This window comes from Roseobacter cerasinus (genome assembly GCF_009811755.1).
In the GTDB taxonomy this organism is placed as follows: Bacteria; Pseudomonadota; Alphaproteobacteria; order Rhodobacterales; family Rhodobacteraceae; genus Roseobacter; species Roseobacter cerasinus.
Window position 1 is genome coordinate 66920 of the sequence record NZ_BLIV01000010.1, and the last position, 17401, is coordinate 84320.

Here is a 17401-nt window from a genome sequence, read left to right on the forward strand (position 1 = left end):
GGGCGTTGTCCTCTGGCCATGATCCATTTCTTGGGCCCGACAGGCATCCCCTCGCAGGGGCCACCAACACCAATGAAGCCGCGCTTATATCGTGCTTTGATGCCGTGTCAACGCTGGAGGTATTTACATCTGTCGTCCGACTGGCACAACGCGGTTTTGTGAAGCCCCACCGCGCGCAGACACAGCAAGGGGTTTGTCTTTTATTCACGATGTTTCTCAAAGGGTTAAAGTAAGACCTAAATTAGAACAAAATGAGAATATTTACGCGATTTTAGAGATTTGGCCATCAAGGTGAGGTCACTCAACAGCGAGAGTTGCAGATGCCTGACGCACGACAGAGAAGATTGGCGGATATCGCCCCTGGCACCGAAAACCCTTTGCAATTCGCATTGTCGCAACGCGATCGCAACATCGTGGATATGGTTGCGGAGGCGATCAAGCACAAACAGGTTCTGCTGGCCTTCCAACCGGTGATGCAGGCGCGCGCGCCCGACAAGGTGGCGTTTTATGAAGGGCTGATCCGGGTGCTCGACTCCACGGGCCGGGTGATTCCCGCCAACGACTTCATGAGCACGATCGAGAACACCGAACTTGGCCGACAGCTCGACACGCTTGCCCTTGGGCTGGGGTTGCGCGCGCTGAATGACAATCCGAATCTGCGCCTGTCGATCAACCTGTCGGCCCGCTCCATCGGATACCGGCAATGGAACAGAACGCTGGACCGTTGGCTGACCCGCAACAGCCTCATCGCGGAACGGTTGATTCTCGAAATCACCGAGAGTTCGGCAATGCTTGTGCCTGAACTGGTGGTCGATTTCATGGACCGTTTGCAAGTCGAAGGGATCAGCTTTGCCATTGATGATTTTGGTGCGGGGTACACCGCACTGCGGTATTTCAAGGATTTCTACTTCGACATTCTGAAAATCGACGGGCAATTCATTCAAGGGATCGCCCATGACCCGGACAATCAAGCCCTGACATCGGCCCTGATTTCCATCGCGCGGCACTTCGATATGCTGACAGTCGCGGAGTTCGTTGAGACCAAAGAGGATGCGGAGACATTGATCCGGCTTGGCGTCGACTGTCTGCAGGGCTTCTACTTTGCCGCAGCGTCAACGCGGCCGCATTGGCTGCGCCCGGCCGAAGCAGAAAAAGCCATGTAAACCGCGCGGACCGCGCAGTTTGGTTGCCGCCCAGATGTGAATCGTCTAAGGACCGACACCATGAAAGGTGGGGGGGGCTGGGCCCTTTGAACCGCGGTCCGGCGAGAATGCCCCTTTGCCAGAACTGGTAGAGGACAAATCCTATGACGAATGTCGTTATCGCATCGGCTGCCCGGACTGCTGTTGGCAGTTTTGGCGGTTCCTTCGCAACCACCCCCGCCCATGATCTTGGCGCAGCCGTTCTGAAGGAAGTTGTGGCACGCGCAGGCGTTGATGCCGCAGACGTGTCCGAAACCATCCTGGGCCAGGTTTTGACCGCTGCCCAGGGCCAGAACCCGGCTCGTCAAGCTCATATCAATGCCGGCTTGCCACAGGAAAGCGCCGCCTGGACGATCAACCAGGTGTGCGGCTCCGGCCTTCGTGCCGTGGCGCTCGCGGCACAGCACATCCAGTTGGGCGATGCCCAGATCGTCGCCGCAGGCGGGCAAGAGAACATGACCCTGTCACCGCATGCAGCTCCTCTGCGCGCAGGCCACAAGATGGGTGACGTCAAATATATCGACACGATGATCCGCGATGGTTTGTGGGATGCTTTCAATGGCTATCACATGGGTCAGACTGCTGAGAATGTTGCAGAAAAATGGCAAATCAACCGCGACCAGCAAGACGCCTTCGCTGTTGCCTCGCAAAATAAAGCGGAAGCCGCTCAGAAGGCAGGCAAATTCGCCGACGAGATCATGGCCTTCACCGTGAAAGGCCGCAAAGGTGACACCGTGGTCGATCAGGACGAATACATCCGCCACGGCGCGACTATCGAGGCCATGCAAAAACTGCGCCCTGCCTTCACCAAAGACGGCTCCGTCACAGCGGCCAATGCCTCCGGTCTGAATGACGGCGCGGCGGCGGCGCTGATGATGTCGGCAGATGAGGCCGAGAAGCGGGGCATCGAACCACTGGCCCGCATCGCCAGCTACGCCACGGTGGGTCTCGACCCCTCGATCATGGGCGCGGGCCCGATCTACGCCAGCCGCAAGGCGCTTGAGAAAGCGGGCTGGAAAGCCGAAGATCTGGATCTGGTCGAGGCCAACGAAGCCTTCGCCGCTCAGGCCTGCGCGGTGAACAAGGACATGGGCTGGAACCCCGACGTGGTCAACGTGAACGGCGGCGCCATCGCCATTGGCCACCCGATTGGTGCCTCGGGCGCGCGGATCCTCAACACGCTGCTGTTCGAGATGAAGCGGCGCGATGCCAAGAAGGGCCTCGCGACCCTCTGCATCGGCGGTGGCATGGGCGTCGCCATGTGCCTGGAACGCCCCTGACCCCCAAGACGGCGGCGCACTGCTGCGCCGCCACATTTCTCATCGAATTTTGAAAAATGTGAGGGTAATAATATTGCGCTTACTTAACTCGATGGGTAACAAGATTACCAGATAACCTGAGGAGAACACCCTATGTCCCGCGTCGCCCTTGTCACCGGAGGCAGCCGAGGTATCGGCGCTTCGATTTCCCATGCGTTAAAAGACGCGGGCTATACCGTCGCCGCGACCTATGCGGGCAATGACGAGGCGGCCGCGAAATTCACCGGCGAGACCGGCATCAAGACCTATAAGTGGAACGTGGCCGACTACAATGCCTGCAAGGAGGGCATTGCAGGCGTCGAAGCGGACCTTGGCCCCATCGATATCGTGGTGGCCAACGCGGGGATCACACGGGATGCGCCGTTTCACCGGATGACACCGGAGCAGTGGCAGGAGGTGATCGACACCAACCTCACCGGCGTGTTCAATACCGTGCACCCGATCTGGCCCGGCATGCGTGAGCGCAAGTTTGGCCGGGTGATCGTGATCAGCTCGATCAATGGTCAGAAAGGCCAGTTCGCGCAGGTGAACTATGCGGCGACCAAGGCGGGCGATCTGGGCATCGTGAAGTCGCTGGCGCAGGAAGGTGCGCGCGCGGGCATCACCGCAAATGCGATCTGCCCGGGTTACATTGCCACCGATATGGTCATGGCAGTCCCGGAGAAAGTACGCGAATCGATTATCGCGCAGATCCCGGCTGGCCGTCTGGGTGAGCCGGAAGAGATCGCACGTTGCGTGGTTTTCCTGGCCTCCGACGACTCGGGCTTCATCAATGGGTCGACCATTTCGGCCAACGGCGCGCAGTTCTTCGTCTGACCCACCACATCCTCCAACAGAAAAGGGCCGGTCGCTGTGACCGGCCCTTTTTTATCCCGTAAGATCGCTGCAGCCGATCAGCGGGAAGTCGAAAACAGCCAATTCCAGGCGCTCTTCATGGCTTGCGCACGCTCTTCATGTGCGCGTTGCATGGCATCTCGGGTGTCACGGCGGGTGGTCGCTTCGAACATGGGAGGATCCTTTTTTGCAAAAGCTCATCTGATCTGAACCCAATATGACAGCCGCTAACAAAACTGACAAACGAGACTTTCCATATCATCAGTTAAGCTGTATTTAAGTGGCTATGGTTAACATATTACCCCCCCTGACTGCCCTGCGCGCCTTTGAAGCCGCATCTCGGCATATGTCTTTTGCCAAGGCGGCGGATGAGCTTGCGGTGACGCCTGCCGCGCTCAGCTTTCAGATCAAGTCGCTTGAGGAGCATCTGGGGGCACCGCTCTTCCGCCGCCTGAACCGTGCCGTGGAATTGACCGAAGCAGGTCAGACGCTGGCACCGGGTGTCTCGGATGGCTTTCAGACATTGGCCAATGCCTGGCGCAGCACGCAACGTTTGCAGGATGATCAGTCCCTAACGGTGACCGCAGGCCCGGCGTTCACCGCAAAATGGCTTGCGCCGCGACTCTACGAATTTGCGCAAGCACATCCAGAGGTCGAGCTGCGGTTCTCAGCAGCCCTTCGGATCATGGATTTTGGGCGCGACGCGATTGATGTGGCCATCCGCTTTGGCAAAGAGGAGGGAGACGGGCTCTACTGCCTGCCCCTGACAGAAGAGTGGGTGGCCCCGGTCATGACACCCGCCTTGGCCGCGCAGTTCCCGACGCCGCAAAGCCTGACCGAAGCACCGCTGATCTTCGACGATTCGATAGACTTTCTGAACCCGCCCTGCGGCTGGGCAGAGTGGTTCGCCGCCATGGGTGTGGATTTCGACCCCAAGCACGGCGCGCATTTCAGCCAGGCCGACCATGCCGTGGACGCGGCCCTCGCCGGTGCCGGAGTGGTGCTGGGGCGGCGGGCGTTGGTGGTGAAGGACATCGACGAAGGGCGGCTTGTCACACCTTACGGGGTCGCCCTGTCGACAGGAGCCATGTTCCGGTTTCTATGCCCGGAGGGGAGTGAAGACCGCCCGCAGGTGAAGGCGTTTCGCGAGTGGATCCTGCGAGAGATCGACAAGACCACCCATGTTACCAGCCGCTTGCAGATCGTGGCGCCGGGCGAGCGTGCTCGATGAGCAGGGTGCAAGCCACAGCAGTGGGTTTTGGTGCGGTCCTGCTCTGGGCACTGCTGGCCTTGTTGACCGTCGGCTCCGCGCCCACGCCGCCGCTGCTGCTGAACACCATCTGCTTTTTGATCGGCGGCGCCTGCGGCTTGGTCTGGACGGCCTTCTCAGGCGGGCTTGGCGTGCTGCGCCAGGTTTCTTGGCGGGTGTATGCATTCGGCACGCTCGGGCTCTTCGGATATCACGCACTGTACTTCTCGGCCCTGCGGCTGGCACCGGCTGCGGAAGCCGGGCTGATCGCCTATCTCTGGCCCTTGCTCATCGTTCTGATGTCCGGGCTGCTGCCGGGGGAGCGGTTGCGACGCGGCCATGTGCTTGGTGCGGTGACCGGATTTGTGGGCGCGGCGCTGATCATATCGGGAGGCGGGCAAGGCTTTCAGGCCAGCCATGGAGCGGGCTATGCCCTGGCGCTGATCTGCGCCTTCACGTGGTCAAGCTATTCGGTGCTTTCGCGGCGCGTTGGTGATGCACCCACGCAATCCGTCACGGTGTTTTGCCTTGGTGCAGCCGCCCTGTCCATGCCCCTGCACCTGGCGTTTGAGGAGACCATATGGCCTGCAGACACGATCAGCTGGGTCTCCACGGCGCTTTTGGGCCTGGGCCCAGTCGGGCTGGCCTTCTTTGTCTGGGACATTGGTGTCAAACACGGCGACATTCAACTGCTTGGCGCCGCGTCTTATGCGGCGCCCTTGCTGTCCACGTGCATTCTTGTTCTGGCAGGTGTCGCGCCGCTTTCGGCAACACTGGGTCTGGCTGCTATTCTGATTACCGGCGGGGCGGCCTTGGCCGCCTACGCCAGCTTCGGTTCAACCCCTAGGCCGACAAGCGAGTAATTTCTTCTTTCAGGCGGAGTTTCTGCTTTTTCAGGTCGGCAATCGCAAGATCATCTATGCCGGGGGACCGTTGCGCCTCTTCCACGGCTTCGCTCAGGGACTGATGCTTCTTTTTCAGCTGGTCGACATGTGCAGTGATGCTCATTCATTCCTCCTGTTTGCAACGGTGTAAAGTCAGTGGATCACAGATGGTGATTCAAGTCACGCCGCACAAGCAACATGGGGGCGATACTCGTTAAAATTGTGTTAAGACGCGCTAGAATTCCAGCGGATCGGCGTCCCGGAGGATGGCTTTCACCGCTGGAATGTAGTCTTCAGCATCCGTTGTGTGGCGTTCACCTGCGTGCAGAATCAGCGGTGGGTGCAGTTTGAAGGCGCCACGCCCGTTCTTGCGCGCCCGCACGATGACCAGCTCTGCCAACCGTCCCGCGCGCGGTGCCAGAGGCAGCACTTCGACGCTGCCCATCCCGTTTGGCCAGGCACCGAGGATCTCCGGCAACCGCTCCGCCCGGTGGATGATATGCGCGTATCCCTTGGGCTTCAGCCGCTTTGCCGCCACCTTGACCCAGTCGGTCAGGGGCGCGGTTTCACCCAAGGCGGTCTCGCGTCCCGCATCCCGCGCCTCGCGGCTCGCCGCCCGGTCGAAATAGGGCGGGTTGGCGATCACGTGATCGAACTGGCGTCGCAGCACCTCCCGAGGCAGCGCGGTGATGTCCGCGACGATGACCTCAGCCGCGCCAGAGCTGTTCCGCCGCGCCAGTTCGGCATAGTCCTCCTGAAGCTCAACACCTGTGATATGTAGCCCCGGCACCCGCGCGGCGAGACATAACATCGCAGCGCCGACGCCACAGCCCAGATCAAGCACGGATTGACCGGCGCGCGCTGCCACACTGGCCGCCAGCAAGACCGGATCGACCCCTGCGCGATAGCCGGTGCGTGGCTGCAAAAGCTGCACCCGACCGCCCAGAAACGCGTCTATCGTCAGCGTGTCGTTCATCGCCCGAAGGGGATATCATTGTCCTTCATCACACGTTCGGCCATGGCGTGATCGTCCGCCCGCACCATCAGCCGGCGGGGGAAGATTCCGATGCCGCCTTCAAGCACGCTCATGTTTACGTCCACCTCAAAGCAGTCTATATCCTCGCCTTGAAGAAGGGCCGTGGCAAAGGCGATGATCGTGGGGTCGGTGCTGCGCAAAAGTTCCTTCATATCAGGGATCTAAGGGCAAGCCGACGAGGATGTCGAGCCTGCAAACGGGAAGTTGATGCGGCAGACAGAAAATTCGCAGAAACCGCATGATCGGATGGCGGCCTATCTGGCTGCGGACCTCCATGCGGTGAACACGCTGATCCGCACCCGCATGACGTCTGAGCATGCGCCGCGCATCCCCGAGGTGACCGCGCATCTGGTTGAAGCAGGCGGCAAACGGCTGCGCCCGATGCTGACGCTCGCCGCGGCCCATCTGTGCGGCTATGAGGGGCCATTCCACATCAATCTCGCTGCGACTGTCGAGTTCATCCACACCGCCACGCTGCTGCACGATGATGTGGTGGATGAAAGCGGCCAGCGGCGCGGGCGGCCCACCGCGAACCTGTTGTGGGATAACAAATCGTCCGTGCTGGTGGGAGACTATCTGTTCTCGCGCAGCTTCCAGCTGATGGTCGAGACCGGGTCGCTGCGCGTGCTTGATATCTTGTCGAATGCCTCTGCGACGATTGCCGAAGGGGAAGTGCTGCAGCTGACCGCCAGCCAGGATCTGAACACCACCGAAGCGATCTACATGCAGGTGATCCGGGGCAAGACAGCGGCCCTGTTTTCTGCCGCAACCGAGGTGGGCGGCGTGATCGCAGATGCACCCGACGCTCAGGTGCAGGCGCTTTATGACTATGGCGATGCGCTTGGCATCGCGTTCCAGATTGTCGATGACCTGCTGGATTTTCAGGGAGATCCCGGCGCAACCGGCAAGAACCTCGGGGACGATTTCCGGGAGCGCAAGCTGACCCTGCCGCTGCTCAAAGCCGTGGCCAAGGCAGACGCGGAGGAGCGCGCGTTCTGGGAACGGACGATCGAAAAGGGCAAGCAGACCGACGCTGATCTGGAGACGGTGCAAGCCCTGCTCAGCAAGCATGATGCCCTGACCGAGACCGCCGGAGAGGCGCGCGCCTGGGCAGCACGAGCAAAGGCGGCGCTAGCCCCCCTGCCCGCGCATGAGATCAAGACCATGTTGGAAGATCTGGCGGATTACGTCGTTGAACGGATCAACTGAGCACCGTCGGCACGCACCACCAGTCCGGGTGCTGCTGCGCTAGCGTCTCAGCTGCGGCATGCGCCGCCCGGGCAGACGGGTAGAGGCCAAAGCACGTCGCCCCTGAGCCCGACATCCGCGTCAGAAGGACCTCGTCTGTTTCGGCAAGAGCCACGCACACGTCACCAATGACTGGCGCAACGCCTTGTGCCGCGTCCTGCAGATCATTGCGTTGCGTGGTCAGCCACTCAATCCAGACGCGCCCGCCGGCGCCTGCAGCGGGCAACGCGGGCATCGGCGGATTGGATTTTGCCGTGAGGTTTTGGAACACCTTTGGGGTTGCAATGTGGACGTTGGGATTCACCAGCACTGCAAAAAAACTGATGACATCCTTTGCAGGCGTGATCTGATCACCAATGCCGGACATCCGAGCCGCGTGCCCGAGGTGGCACACTGGCACATCTGCGCCCAGCGAGACGGCGCTTTCCTGCCAGCCGACTGCCCGCAGAAACGCCCCTGCATCAGAGGATCCACCGCCGATGCCCCCGCCATGCGGCAGGTGTTTCTCCAGGTCAATCCGACCCCGCCAACCCACCAGCTCTGCCGCCCGCCACACCAGATTGCGGGCGTCTGCGGGCACCCCTGCAGCCAACCGCCCTGTCACTTGCAGAGCAAGGCCCTCCCCTGCGGTGAGCCGCAGCCTATCGCCGACATCAGCGAAGACCACAAGGCTGTCAAGCAGGTGATAGCCATCCTCCCGCTGCCCGGTCACGTGCAATGTCAGATTGATCTTGGCGGGCGCAAAAACCTCCAGCGCCTCGCCCTCCGGCGCGTCAGTCTCGTGCAACTTGCAGCGGCTCCGCACCTTCCTCCGACAGCACGATGTCGAGGCCCACATCCAGCTTGCGCCGGATCCGCGCCGGATCGGCTTCACCGCTGGCATCGTCTTCATCGACGAAGGACAGCGCGCGGGCCCATTGAAACTCTGCCTCGCGCTTGCGTCCAACCGCCCAGTAGACATCCCCCAGATGGTCGTTCACCACCGGATCAACCGGCATCAGTTCCACCGCGCGTTCCATATGCGGCACGGCCTCCTCGTAGCGGCCGAGGCGATAGAGCGCCCAGCCCAGCGAATCGATGATGTAGCCGCTGTCCGGGCTGGCCGCCACAGCACGCTCGATCATCTCCAGCGCCTCTTCCAGCTTGACCTGCTGTTCCACCAGCGAATAGCCCAAGTAGTTCAGCACCTGCGGCTGGCCGGGGTTGATCGCCAGGGCTGCGCGGAAGTCCGACTCGGCCTCGGCCCAATTGTCCTGCCGCTCATATGCAATCGCCCGCGCGTAGTAGAGGAACCAGCTGGGCCCGCCCCGATCTTCGAGCAAGGCTGCCGCACGGTTATACGCAACAACCGCCTCGGCGAAGCGGTCTTGTTGGCGCAAGGCGTCCCCCAGCGAAGATTGCACAGCAGCAAGATGACCATGGCTACGGGTCAACTGCTCCAGCACCTCGATAGAGGCTTCGGGCTTGCCAGAGCGGCGCAGGGCGGCGGCACGCCCAAGTTCCGCCGCGTGATATGCGGGATCCGTCTGAGGCACGGTGCGGTAAACCTTGATCGCCTGGTCGTATTGCTCAAGCTCTTCAAAAAGCTCTGCGGCCAGCAGAACGGCATCCACATGATCAGGCCGCAAGGCCAAGGCAATTTGCGCATAGAGGATCGTGTAGTCCGGGCCCGCCTCGCTGCGCAGGGCCGCTGCCACGGAAAAGAAGACCTCGGCCAGACCATCCTGGACCGACGTGATGTGCCGGAAGGGCACAGGCGCATCGCCGTTCAGCGCCTCGACCATCTGCTCGATCTCCGGGTCGGTTGCCCCGTTAAACACCCGCTGCAAAAGCTCCAACGCCTCTGCGTCCCGCTCCAACTGCGACAGGATCTCGGCGCGGGCCAAAACACCACGCCGGGTCTGCAGCACGGTGCCGGAGGCATCGGTGCCAAAGATCTCTTCGGCCCCTTCGAAATCCCCTACAGAGGCAAGCGCCATGGCCTTGTGATACATCGCAAAGCCCTGCAACCCGGGCTCGACGGCGAGCGCATCAAAAGCCTCCAGCGCTTTTTGAGCCTGCCCGGTACCCAGCAGGCCCCAGGCGCGGATCAGACCATCAACCAGCGGGCCGATGCCCTGCTCTCCGAGGGACGTCGCGATCACCGCCTCATAGTCTTCCTTGAGGATCAGATCGGCGGTCAGAACCAGATCAGCGATCTGACCCTGTTGGCCCAGTGCCGCCAGTGCTTCGGCCACAGGCACCGCACGTTCCAGCCGCCCCAGCGCCAGTTGCGAGGCGAGAACGCTTTCCATCAGCTGGCCGTTGCGTGGATCACGGGTCAGGGCACGGGTGAAGTAATCTGCGGCCTGTTCAAAATCGCTGTGTGTGGCGGCGGAGCGCCCGGCCAGGTAAGGGCCCGCAATGGATTGCGCCGCAGCAGGCGCCGCTGCTGTCACTGATAGCGCGAGCGCCGTCGCGGCGGCTTTGACGATACGAGACACGGGTGGACTGCTCCCTCAACACCTGTTGGCTTTGTGATAAGGCTAACAGGTTCGGGACCAAGCGCAATGCCGGCCCCGCCCGCGCAGCGATAATTTACCGGAGCCGTTCCAAGATGTGATCACATGTTAGGATAGTTTGGGCCATCCCCCCCCTGCGGCGTGGTCCAGACGATGTTCTGCGCAGGATCCTTGATGTCGCAGGTCTTGCAGTGCACGCAGTTCTGGAAATTGATCACAAACCGCGTGTCCTTGCCCTCTTCCTGCACGAATTCATACACGCCTGCCGGGCAATAGCGCGCCGAGGGGCCTGCGTATGTCGGCAGGTTGCTCTTCACCGGCACATCGGCGTCTTTCAGCGTCAGATGCGCAGGCTGGCTCTCTTCGTGGTTGGTGAAGGAGAAGGCCACGTTGGTCAGCCGGTCAAAGGACAGTTTGCCGTCGGGTTTGGGGTAGTCGATGACCGTGTGCTTGGCGGCTTCCTCAGTCGCCTCGGCGTCGGACTTGCCGTGGCCGATGGTGCCAAAGAGCGAGAAGCCCAGCGTGTTGGTCCACATGTCGAGGCCGCCCATCACAAGGCTGGCAGTCAGACCATATTTGGACCACAAAGGTTTGACGTTACGGACCTTTTTGAGGTCTGCGCCGATCTTGCCACTGCGGACTTCGGTCTCATAAACGGTCAGTTCATCGCCGCTGCGCCCTTCGGCGATGGCCGCGATGGCAGCTTCGGCGGCAGCAATACCGGAGAGCATCGCATTGTGGTTGCCCTTGATACGCGGCACGTTGACCATCCCGACCGAACAGCCCAGCAGAGCGACGCCGGGCGCGACCATCTTGGGCATCGACTGATAGCCGCCTTCCGAGATCGCACGCGCGCCGTAGGCCACGCGCTTGCCGCCCTCCAGCAGGTCCGCGACCATCGGGTGGTGCTTAAAGCGCTGGAATTCCATGTAAGGGAAGAGATACGGGTTCTTGTAGTTCAGGTGCACCACAAAGCCCACGTAAACCTGATTGTTCTCAAGGTGATAGATGAAGGACCCGCCACCCGCGTTGGCGTTCAGTGGCCAGCCCATCGTGTGGGTGACCGAGCCTTCGCGGTGCTTGGCCGGGTCGATCTCCCAGATCTCTTTCATGCCGAGGCCGTATTTCTGCGGCTCGTGCCCATCTGAGAGGTTGTATTTTGCGATCACCTGCTTGGAGAGCGAGCCGCGCACACCTTCGCTGAGGAAGACGTATTTGCCGTGCAGCTCCATGCCCGGCTCATAACTGTCCCCCTTGCTGCCATCCGGGTTCTTGCCAAATTCCCCCGCGACGACACCCTTTATCCCGCCACTTTCGTCAAAAACCAGCTCAGAACAGGACATGCCGGGGAAGATCTCCACACCCAGCTCTTCCGCCTGCTCCGCCATCCAGCGGCAGACATTGCCCATGGAGACGATGTAGTTGCCGTGGTTGTTCATCAGCGGCGGCATCGGGAAGTTCGGGATACGCACCTGCCCCGCTTCGCCCAGCATGTAGAAGTTGTCTTCCACCACCGGCACGTTCAGCGGCGCGCCCTTCGCCTTCCAATCCGGGATCAGCGTATCGAGGCCCACCGGGTCGAGCACCGCGCCCGACAGGATATGCGCGCCTACTTCCGAGCCCTTCTCAAGCACAACAACGTTGCAATCGGCATCCAACTGTTTCAGCCGGATCGCCGCAGAGAGACCCGCAGGCCCTGCACCAACGATGACAACATCGTATTCCATTGCTTCGCGTTCTGTCTCGGACATGTCCGGCTCCCTTATAAACCAACGGGGCGCGGCCCCGCCCGCGCAATAATCTTTCGCGATTGGCTAAACCACGACCGGGCCCATTGCAATCGCAACGAGACGTCATAAAAGCGCTTCGTGAAAAAAATCAACAAAAATTCACGCAATCTTGCGTCACGACAGCTAGCGATTGCCTAAAAATGCATCACGCCTCTGGCCTGTCCCCCATCAGATAGCGCGGCCCCGCCCCTTTTTCAGCTGCTCGGTCGGTCGGGTTGTAAAGCGCGCAGTTGGGCAGCGACAGGCACCCGCAGCCGATACAGCCATCAAGATTGTCGCGCAGCCGCGTCAATGTCTCGATTTTCTCATCGAGTCGGGCGCGAAACCCGGCGCTGATCCGCGCCCAGTCTGCCTTGGTCGGCGTGCGCCCACCGGGCAGGCGGTCAAGCTGCGTGCGAATCTCCGGCAGGGTGAAGCCAAACTGCTGCGCGATCATGACAAAGCTGAGCCGCCGCAGATCAGAGCGTTCAAACCGCCGCTGCCCGCCCGTATTGCGCCACGGGCGGATCAACCCCTGCGCCTCATAATAGCGGATCGCCGAGACAGCGAGGCCGGTGCGGGCAGCCAGCGCTCCGATAGACAAACCTTCATTCACCACCACGAAAAAATCCCTTGACCTGAAGTTAGGTTTAGAAATTACGGTACCTGTCATCGAGTGAATATCAAGGAGAAACATCCGATGACCGCAGAGCTTGAACACGCAAACTACACTGTTTCCGATGGTGCGGCGACCGCTGCCTGGATGCAGAAGCTCTTTGGCTGGCATATCCGTTGGCAAGGCGAGGCCAAAGACGGCGGACATTCCATCCATGTGGGCACCGACGCGCAGTATCTGGCGCTCTACACACCGGGCGCCGATACGACACAAAAGCCCAACAGCTACCTCACCCGTGGCGGGCTCAACCATATCGCGGTGGTGGTCGATGACATCGACGCGATGGAAGACGCGGTGACCGCCGCGGGCTTCACCCCCGGCAATCACGGCGACTATGAGCCGGGGCGCCGGTTCTACTTTCACGATGATGACAACATTGAATATGAGGTGGTGCAATACGACTGACCGAAGCGCGGCAACGGACCTGCATGATCCTCTTGCATTTTCCTCCGCCTTTGGGTCAGGTAGTTGCCAACCTTCACCCGCGGCCCCCGGCTTGCCCGGCGGGCCGCCGTCATTTCGTGGATGACCCGATGGACAAGATACCCATGACCCGCAAGGGCCACTCCGACCTGGAAACGGAGCTGAAACAGCTGAAATCCGTGGAACGCCCCGCGATCATCAAAGCCATTGCAGAGGCGCGCGAGCATGGCGATCTGTCAGAAAATGCCGAGTATCATTCCGCGCGCGAGAAGCAGTCCTTCATCGAGGGCCGTATCAAGGAGCTGGAAGGCGTTCTGGGGCTGGCCGAGGTTATCGACCCGTCAAAAATGTCAGGCACCATCAAGTTCGGTGCAACTGTGACGCTGGTCGACGAGGACACCGATGAAGAAAAGACCTGGCAGATCGTCGGCGAGCATGAAGCCAACATCGAAAAGGGCCTGCTGAACATAAAATCGCCGATCGCACGTGCGCTCATTGGCAAGGACGAAGGCGACAGCGTAGAAGTGCGCACGCCGGGCGGCGAGAAGTCCTATGAGGTGCTCAAGATCGTCTATGCCTGACGGGAAGGGCCGATGACCGAAACCTCTGAAACCACAGACGAGACAGAGCCCAAGGCGCGCCCGACCCCGCTTGGTATCTATGACCGCCCCGGCAGTGAGGGCATCACCAATATCGAGGTGGTGGCTATTGCACTTTCCGGGGTTTGGCTGATCGCCGCTGCCTTGTTTTTTCTGCTGGTGCCATCTGAGAGTGACGTGGACGGGCTGCGGAGGGTCATGGTTGTTCTCGCGATCCTCCTGCCCATCGGCATGATCTGGATCGGAGCGACGGCAATACGCTCCAGCCGGGTGATGCGCGAGGAAAGCCAGCGCCTTCAAGCAGCCATTGATGCGATCCGTCAGAGCTACATCGCCCAGACCCAAAGCGGCGTGGTCGGGCCGGACCCCGGGACCGTTGTGCGCAAGTTGGATGAAATCGCCGCCACCGCGCGCAAGGCAGAGATTGCGCTGACGACATTTGCATCACAGCGCGACCACCTGCGCCCGGCAGAGCAGGTGGCCGAAACCGGCAGCGACGATCAGCCGTTGCTGGAGCTGGGCACCCAGGCCGCTGATCTGGCCCCGCCGCTTGCAGTGGCTGATTTCATCCTGGCGCTGAACTTTCCAGAAACAGCTGAGGATAAGGCCGGGTTCGCCGCCCTTCGCCGCGCCCTGCAAGATCGGATGACAGCGCAACTGATACAAGCCGCGCAGGATGTGCTGACCCTGCTCAGCCAGGACGGTATCTACATGGATGATCTGCGCCCGGATCGGGCCCGGCCCGAGGTCTGGCGGCAGTTCGGGCAAGGTGCCCGGGGCCGTCCGATTGCAGCACTGGGCGGGGTGCGTGATCGCTCCTCCCTCGCACTTACTGCAGGCCGGATGAAGCAGGATCCGATCTTCCGTGATGCGGCGCACCATTTCCTGCGCCTGTTTGACAAGACCTTCGCCGAGTTCGAAAAAACCGTGACGGATGGAGAGATTTCCGCTCTCGCTGAAACCCGCACGGCCCGCGCTTTTATGTTGCTGGGCCGCGTCGCGGGTACGTTCGACTAGCGCCTCAAGTACAGACTTTGGCGCGGTTTTGCGCGTCGAACTCCGCTTCCAGCGTTTCGCCGTCAACCAATGTGAAAATCACCCGCGCGCCGGCAATCTCGGCCCCGGTCACGCGGATCTGGCCCAGATCCGATTGCGCCTGCTGATCGTCCACATCGATGGTGAAGCCCGTACGTTGCCCTGCGGAGAGCGCATCGAGACGAATGCTGAGCTGGTCCGCGCCATCTGCGATCTGTGCATCACCGACCCCGGCGCCCGCCTCGAAGGGTTGGAACACCTCGACCCCCGCACCGCCTGCGGCCGTGTCAAAGATCAACGCGCCAGAGGAGCGGCGCAGATCAATGCTGATGTCGGACACAAAGACGCCTGTGGCCGTATGGCTGATCTCGAACCGATCACGCGGCGCGCTTTCGACGAATGTCACTGTCAGCGCCTGAACGCATTCAGCTTGCGCCTGCGTCGCAAAAACAGCCAGACACCCGGCGCATAAAATTCTCGATGGCATCACGGGGGACCTCTCTGTCGCATTTTCTTTGTTGGAGAGTTAGAGCCCGATACGTTGGGGGAAAGCCCTCGGGCTACAGCCCAAAGCTGCCAAAGGGGATGTAGCGCACCGGCGTGCCGGGTGTGATCTCCACCGCCTCATGCGGCAGTTCAACAAAACCCTCCGCCCAACTCAGACCGGACACCCGGCCCGAGCCTTCAGAGAGGAACACCTCTGCCCGCCCGTCACGGATGCGGGCGCGCAGGAACTCTGTCCGCCCCGGTTTCTTGGCCTTGGTGAACCCGGCGGGCACCTCGAAGCCCTGCGGCGTCAACCATGGCGCCCCCGCCAGCCGGGCCATCGCGGGGGCCGCGAACACCAGCGCGCAGGTCAGGGCCGCAACCGGGTTACCGGGCAGCCCGAAGACGGGCACATCCGACCACAGACCAAGCGCAAGCGGACGGCCCGGTTTGACGGCGATGCGCCACAGCGTCATCGCCCCGGCCTCCTTCAGCAGCGCCGAGACGTGATCTTCATCACCGGCCGATGCCCCACCGCTGGTCAAAATCAGATCAGCTTGGTCCGCAGCCTGATCCAATAGCTGCGCAAGCTGAGCACGGTCATCACCGACCCGCCCCATGTCGACAGGCTGGTGCCCAAGGCGGCGGATCATCTCCAGCAGCATCGGCCTGTTGGCATCGAAGATCTGACCGTCCGCTGCTGTCGCGCCCGCCTCGACCAGTTCCGCCCCGGTGGACACAACTGCGACACGAAGGGGCTTGTGCACCGGCACCTGCCGGACACCAATCGCTGCCAACAAGGCCGCTTCCGCAGGGCCGACACGGGTGCCCCGGGTCAGCGCGACATCCCCTTGCTGCACGTCTTCGCCCGTGCGGCGGGTATTCGCACCGGGTTTGATTGGCCCCCGAAATGTTATCTCACCCGCGCTGAGCGTGACATCTTCCTGCAGCACCACCGTATCGACTCCGTCGGGCAGTGCAGCCCCGGTCAGAACGCGCTGAGCCGCCCCCTCCCGGACCTGGCCCGGTGCGTCCCCAGCGGCAGCGCGACCTGATACAAGTGGCATCCGGTGCACGCCCGGGCCCCGTCCACCTGCAAAGCCGTAGCCATCTACGGCAGTGTTCGGCAGTGGCGGGTTGGAGCGTTCGGCGATCACATCCTCAGCCAAAACGCGGCCTGTGGCCTGATCAACGCCAGCTGTTTCGATCCCCGTCACCGGGTGCAGACGTGCCTCAAGCATATGCAGCGCATCCTCGACGGGGGTCCAATTCACACCGGGTGGCAATGCAAAGCAATCGTTGGACAAGCGCGGCGGTTGCGCCGCGATCTGGCGCAACTCATCCTCTTGACCGACCCCAAATATCCAACCTTCCTCTGGGTTTTCCACATTCAGAAGGTTCTGTAGCTTTTCAGGTGCAAGACCTGATACCAACCGCGCAACTTCATGCACTTGCCAGGCATCCCTGATCCAGCCGTCCGGTACTGAACCAACCGTCAATGATGGCCAAATCTCGACAAAAGCAAGCCAGTTATCCAGCCTCTCAAACGGCCAGGCCGCTGCCCCGAACCGCTGGCGCAAACGCGCCAGAACCGGCAGCCCCATAAGCACCTGGGAGCCGACTGCCCCCGTCCCGCCCAGCTGCCAGCAGGAGAAGGTGCCCGGCGCTCGCTCTTCCACCGCGCGGCGCTCGGGGAACGGGTTGACATATCCGGTCTTGCGACGCGGCAACCCTTCAATGTCGCGCTTCAACCCGTTGAACCAAAAGGGGCCTTTCCCGCCAAATCGTCGGTTGATCTCAGCAGCAAGGTCGAACCGGTTATTGCCCGCAGGTGCATCCTCGATCCGGCGTTCAAGCCAGGCCCAGAGTGCAAATGGGTCCGCGCTGCCGGTGACAGCTTTGGCGAAACCCGCGGGGTACCCGAAGGGAAAGTCAAACCCTGCCAGAACCCGCCGCCCCGCCGCCTGTTCTTCTTCAAAAAGCTCGGCCAACCAGTCTTCTGCCAAGCACCTATTTCGCAGATACTGCGGTGCCTCCGCCCGCCCCATGCGCGCGACACACGCCCAGATAGCATCCGCGCGCGGCTTGGGGCCCGTATCATTTCCACCCGACCAGTCGACCATGACCACCGTGTCAAAGT

General features: G+C 61.5%; 18 protein-coding genes. 9 read left to right on the plus strand and 9 right to left on the minus strand.

Annotated features, from left to right (window positions below):
• Positions 1 to 320: 320 nt before the first annotated feature.
• The 5 genes from So717_RS19910 to yddG all read left to right on the plus strand — a co-directional run bounded on the left by So717_RS19910 (position 321) and on the right by yddG (position 5467).
• A complete protein-coding gene (locus tag So717_RS19910; protein WP_159980604.1) occupies positions 321 to 1163 on the plus strand; it encodes an EAL domain-containing protein in 843 nt (280 codons plus the stop codon).
• A 143-nt stretch (positions 1164 to 1306) separates the two neighbouring features.
• The gene (locus So717_RS19915) at positions 1307 to 2482 is read left to right on the plus strand and encodes an acetyl-CoA C-acetyltransferase (RefSeq protein WP_159980606.1); all 1176 of its coding nucleotides are present in this window, start codon (positions 1307 to 1309) and stop codon (positions 2480 to 2482) included.
• A gap of 132 nt (positions 2483 to 2614) precedes the next feature.
• On the plus strand, positions 2615 to 3337 hold the full coding sequence (gene phbB, locus So717_RS19920; RefSeq protein ID WP_159980608.1) for an acetoacetyl-CoA reductase: 723 nt from the start codon (positions 2615 to 2617) through the stop codon (positions 3335 to 3337).
• Positions 3338 to 3641: 304 nt separating this feature from the next.
• Positions 3642 to 4586 carry a transcriptional regulator GcvA gene (locus So717_RS19925; RefSeq protein ID WP_159980610.1) on the plus strand — a complete coding sequence of 315 codons (945 nt, stop codon included), beginning with the start codon at positions 3642 to 3644 and terminating at the stop codon, positions 4584 to 4586.
• Positions 4583 to 5467, plus strand: coding sequence for an aromatic amino acid exporter YddG (gene yddG / locus So717_RS19930; RefSeq protein WP_159980612.1), 885 nt, complete (start codon positions 4583 to 4585; stop codon positions 5465 to 5467). The genes So717_RS19925 and yddG overlap by 4 nt, the downstream gene beginning before the upstream one ends.
• Here yddG and So717_RS19935 read toward each other — a convergent pair.
• From So717_RS19935 to So717_RS19945, 3 genes are all read right to left on the minus strand, one after another.
• Positions 5448 to 5612: a YdcH family protein gene (locus So717_RS19935; protein ID WP_159980614.1), complete on the minus strand. Its 165-nt coding sequence runs from the start codon at positions 5610 to 5612 to the stop codon at positions 5448 to 5450. The two genes, yddG and So717_RS19935, sit on opposite strands and share 20 nt — an antisense overlap.
• 111 nt (positions 5613 to 5723) lie before the next feature.
• Positions 5724 to 6464: a tRNA1(Val) (adenine(37)-N6)-methyltransferase gene (locus So717_RS19940; protein WP_159980616.1), complete on the minus strand. Its 741-nt coding sequence runs from the start codon at positions 6462 to 6464 to the stop codon at positions 5724 to 5726.
• Positions 6461 to 6676 (minus strand): putative signal transducing protein, encoded by a 216-nt coding sequence (locus So717_RS19945; protein ID WP_159980618.1) that lies wholly within the window; start codon positions 6674 to 6676, stop codon positions 6461 to 6463. Before So717_RS19945 ends, So717_RS19940 begins: the two co-directional genes overlap by 4 nt.
• Positions 6677 to 6731: 55 nt before the next feature.
• On the opposite strand from So717_RS19945, the gene So717_RS19950 reads away from it, so the two are divergent.
• Positions 6732 to 7733 carry a polyprenyl synthetase family protein gene (locus So717_RS19950; RefSeq protein WP_159980620.1) on the plus strand — a complete coding sequence of 334 codons (1002 nt, stop codon included), beginning with the start codon at positions 6732 to 6734 and terminating at the stop codon, positions 7731 to 7733.
• Here the strand turns inward: So717_RS19950 and So717_RS19955 are convergent.
• From So717_RS19955 to soxR, 4 genes are all read right to left on the minus strand, one after another.
• Positions 7726 to 8559: a 4-(cytidine 5'-diphospho)-2-C-methyl-D-erythritol kinase gene (locus So717_RS19955; protein WP_238841115.1), complete on the minus strand. Its 834-nt coding sequence runs from the start codon at positions 8557 to 8559 to the stop codon at positions 7726 to 7728. The two genes, So717_RS19950 and So717_RS19955, sit on opposite strands and share 8 nt — an antisense overlap.
• Complete coding sequence (locus tag So717_RS19960; RefSeq protein ID WP_159980624.1) at positions 8546 to 10255, minus strand: tetratricopeptide repeat protein; 1710 nt, start codon at positions 10253 to 10255, stop codon at positions 8546 to 8548. The genes So717_RS19955 and So717_RS19960 overlap by 14 nt, the downstream gene beginning before the upstream one ends.
• Before the next feature lie 119 nt (positions 10256 to 10374).
• Positions 10375 to 12024, minus strand: coding sequence for an electron transfer flavoprotein-ubiquinone oxidoreductase (locus So717_RS19965; RefSeq protein WP_159980626.1), 1650 nt, complete (start codon positions 12022 to 12024; stop codon positions 10375 to 10377).
• A gap of 184 nt (positions 12025 to 12208) precedes the next feature.
• Complete coding sequence (gene soxR / locus So717_RS19970; protein ID WP_159980628.1) at positions 12209 to 12664, minus strand: redox-sensitive transcriptional activator SoxR; 456 nt, start codon at positions 12662 to 12664, stop codon at positions 12209 to 12211.
• Positions 12665 to 12742: 78 nt separating this feature from the next.
• Between soxR and So717_RS19975 the strand changes: the two genes are divergently transcribed.
• From So717_RS19975 to So717_RS19985, 3 genes are all read left to right on the plus strand, one after another.
• Positions 12743 to 13123: a VOC family protein gene (locus tag So717_RS19975; protein WP_159980630.1), complete on the plus strand. Its 381-nt coding sequence runs from the start codon at positions 12743 to 12745 to the stop codon at positions 13121 to 13123.
• A gap of 128 nt (positions 13124 to 13251) precedes the next feature.
• A complete protein-coding gene (gene greA / locus So717_RS19980) occupies positions 13252 to 13722 on the plus strand; it encodes a transcription elongation factor GreA (RefSeq protein ID WP_159980632.1) in 471 nt (156 codons plus the stop codon).
• Positions 13723 to 13734: 12 nt separating this feature from the next.
• Positions 13735 to 14757, plus strand: a complete 1023-nt coding sequence (locus So717_RS19985; protein WP_159980634.1) for a hypothetical protein — start codon at positions 13735 to 13737, stop codon at positions 14755 to 14757.
• A 4-nt stretch (positions 14758 to 14761) separates the two neighbouring features.
• Here So717_RS19985 and So717_RS19990 read toward each other — a convergent pair whose 3' ends face one another.
• On the minus strand, positions 14762 to 15262 hold the full coding sequence (locus So717_RS19990; RefSeq protein ID WP_238841117.1) for an aggregation factor core: 501 nt from the start codon (positions 15260 to 15262) through the stop codon (positions 14762 to 14764).
• Between the two features lie 73 nt (positions 15263 to 15335).
• Complete coding sequence (locus tag So717_RS19995) at positions 15336 to 17384, minus strand: molybdopterin-binding protein (RefSeq protein ID WP_159980739.1); 2049 nt, start codon at positions 17382 to 17384, stop codon at positions 15336 to 15338.
• Between the last annotated feature and the right edge of the window lie 17 nt (positions 17385 to 17401).

Excerpts from the sequence above, each read along its gene's own strand:
- So717_RS19910 (WP_159980604.1), top strand. The coding sequence starts at position 321 with ATGCCTGACGCACGACAGAGAAGATTGGCGGATATCGCCCCTGGCACC.
- So717_RS19915 (WP_159980606.1), top strand. The coding sequence starts at position 1,307 with ATGACGAATGTCGTTATCGCATCGGCTGCCCGGACTGCTGTTGGCAGT.
- phbB (WP_159980608.1), top strand. The coding sequence starts at position 2,615 with ATGTCCCGCGTCGCCCTTGTCACCGGAGGCAGCCGAGGTATCGGCGCT.
- So717_RS19925 (WP_159980610.1), top strand. The coding sequence starts at position 3,642 with ATGGTTAACATATTACCCCCCCTGACTGCCCTGCGCGCCTTTGAAGCC.
- yddG (WP_159980612.1), top strand. The coding sequence starts at position 4,583 with ATGAGCAGGGTGCAAGCCACAGCAGTGGGTTTTGGTGCGGTCCTGCTC.
- So717_RS19935 (WP_159980614.1), bottom strand. The coding sequence starts at position 5,612 with ATGAGCATCACTGCACATGTCGACCAGCTGAAAAAGAAGCATCAGTCC.
- So717_RS19940 (WP_159980616.1), bottom strand. The coding sequence starts at position 6,464 with ATGAACGACACGCTGACGATAGACGCGTTTCTGGGCGGTCGGGTGCAG.
- So717_RS19945 (WP_159980618.1), bottom strand. The coding sequence starts at position 6,676 with ATGAAGGAACTTTTGCGCAGCACCGACCCCACGATCATCGCCTTTGCC.
- So717_RS19950 (WP_159980620.1), top strand. The coding sequence starts at position 6,732 with ATGCGGCAGACAGAAAATTCGCAGAAACCGCATGATCGGATGGCGGCC.
- So717_RS19965 (WP_159980626.1), bottom strand. The coding sequence starts at position 12,024 with ATGTCCGAGACAGAACGCGAAGCAATGGAATACGATGTTGTCATCGTT.
- So717_RS19975 (WP_159980630.1), top strand. The coding sequence starts at position 12,743 with ATGACCGCAGAGCTTGAACACGCAAACTACACTGTTTCCGATGGTGCG.
- greA (WP_159980632.1), top strand. The coding sequence starts at position 13,252 with ATGGACAAGATACCCATGACCCGCAAGGGCCACTCCGACCTGGAAACG.
- So717_RS19985 (WP_159980634.1), top strand. The coding sequence starts at position 13,735 with ATGACCGAAACCTCTGAAACCACAGACGAGACAGAGCCCAAGGCGCGC.
- So717_RS19990 (WP_238841117.1), bottom strand. The coding sequence starts at position 15,262 with ATGCCATCGAGAATTTTATGCGCCGGGTGTCTGGCTGTTTTTGCGACG.
- So717_RS19995 (WP_159980739.1), bottom strand. The coding sequence starts at position 17,384 with ATGGTCGACTGGTCGGGTGGAAATGATACGGGCCCCAAGCCGCGCGCG.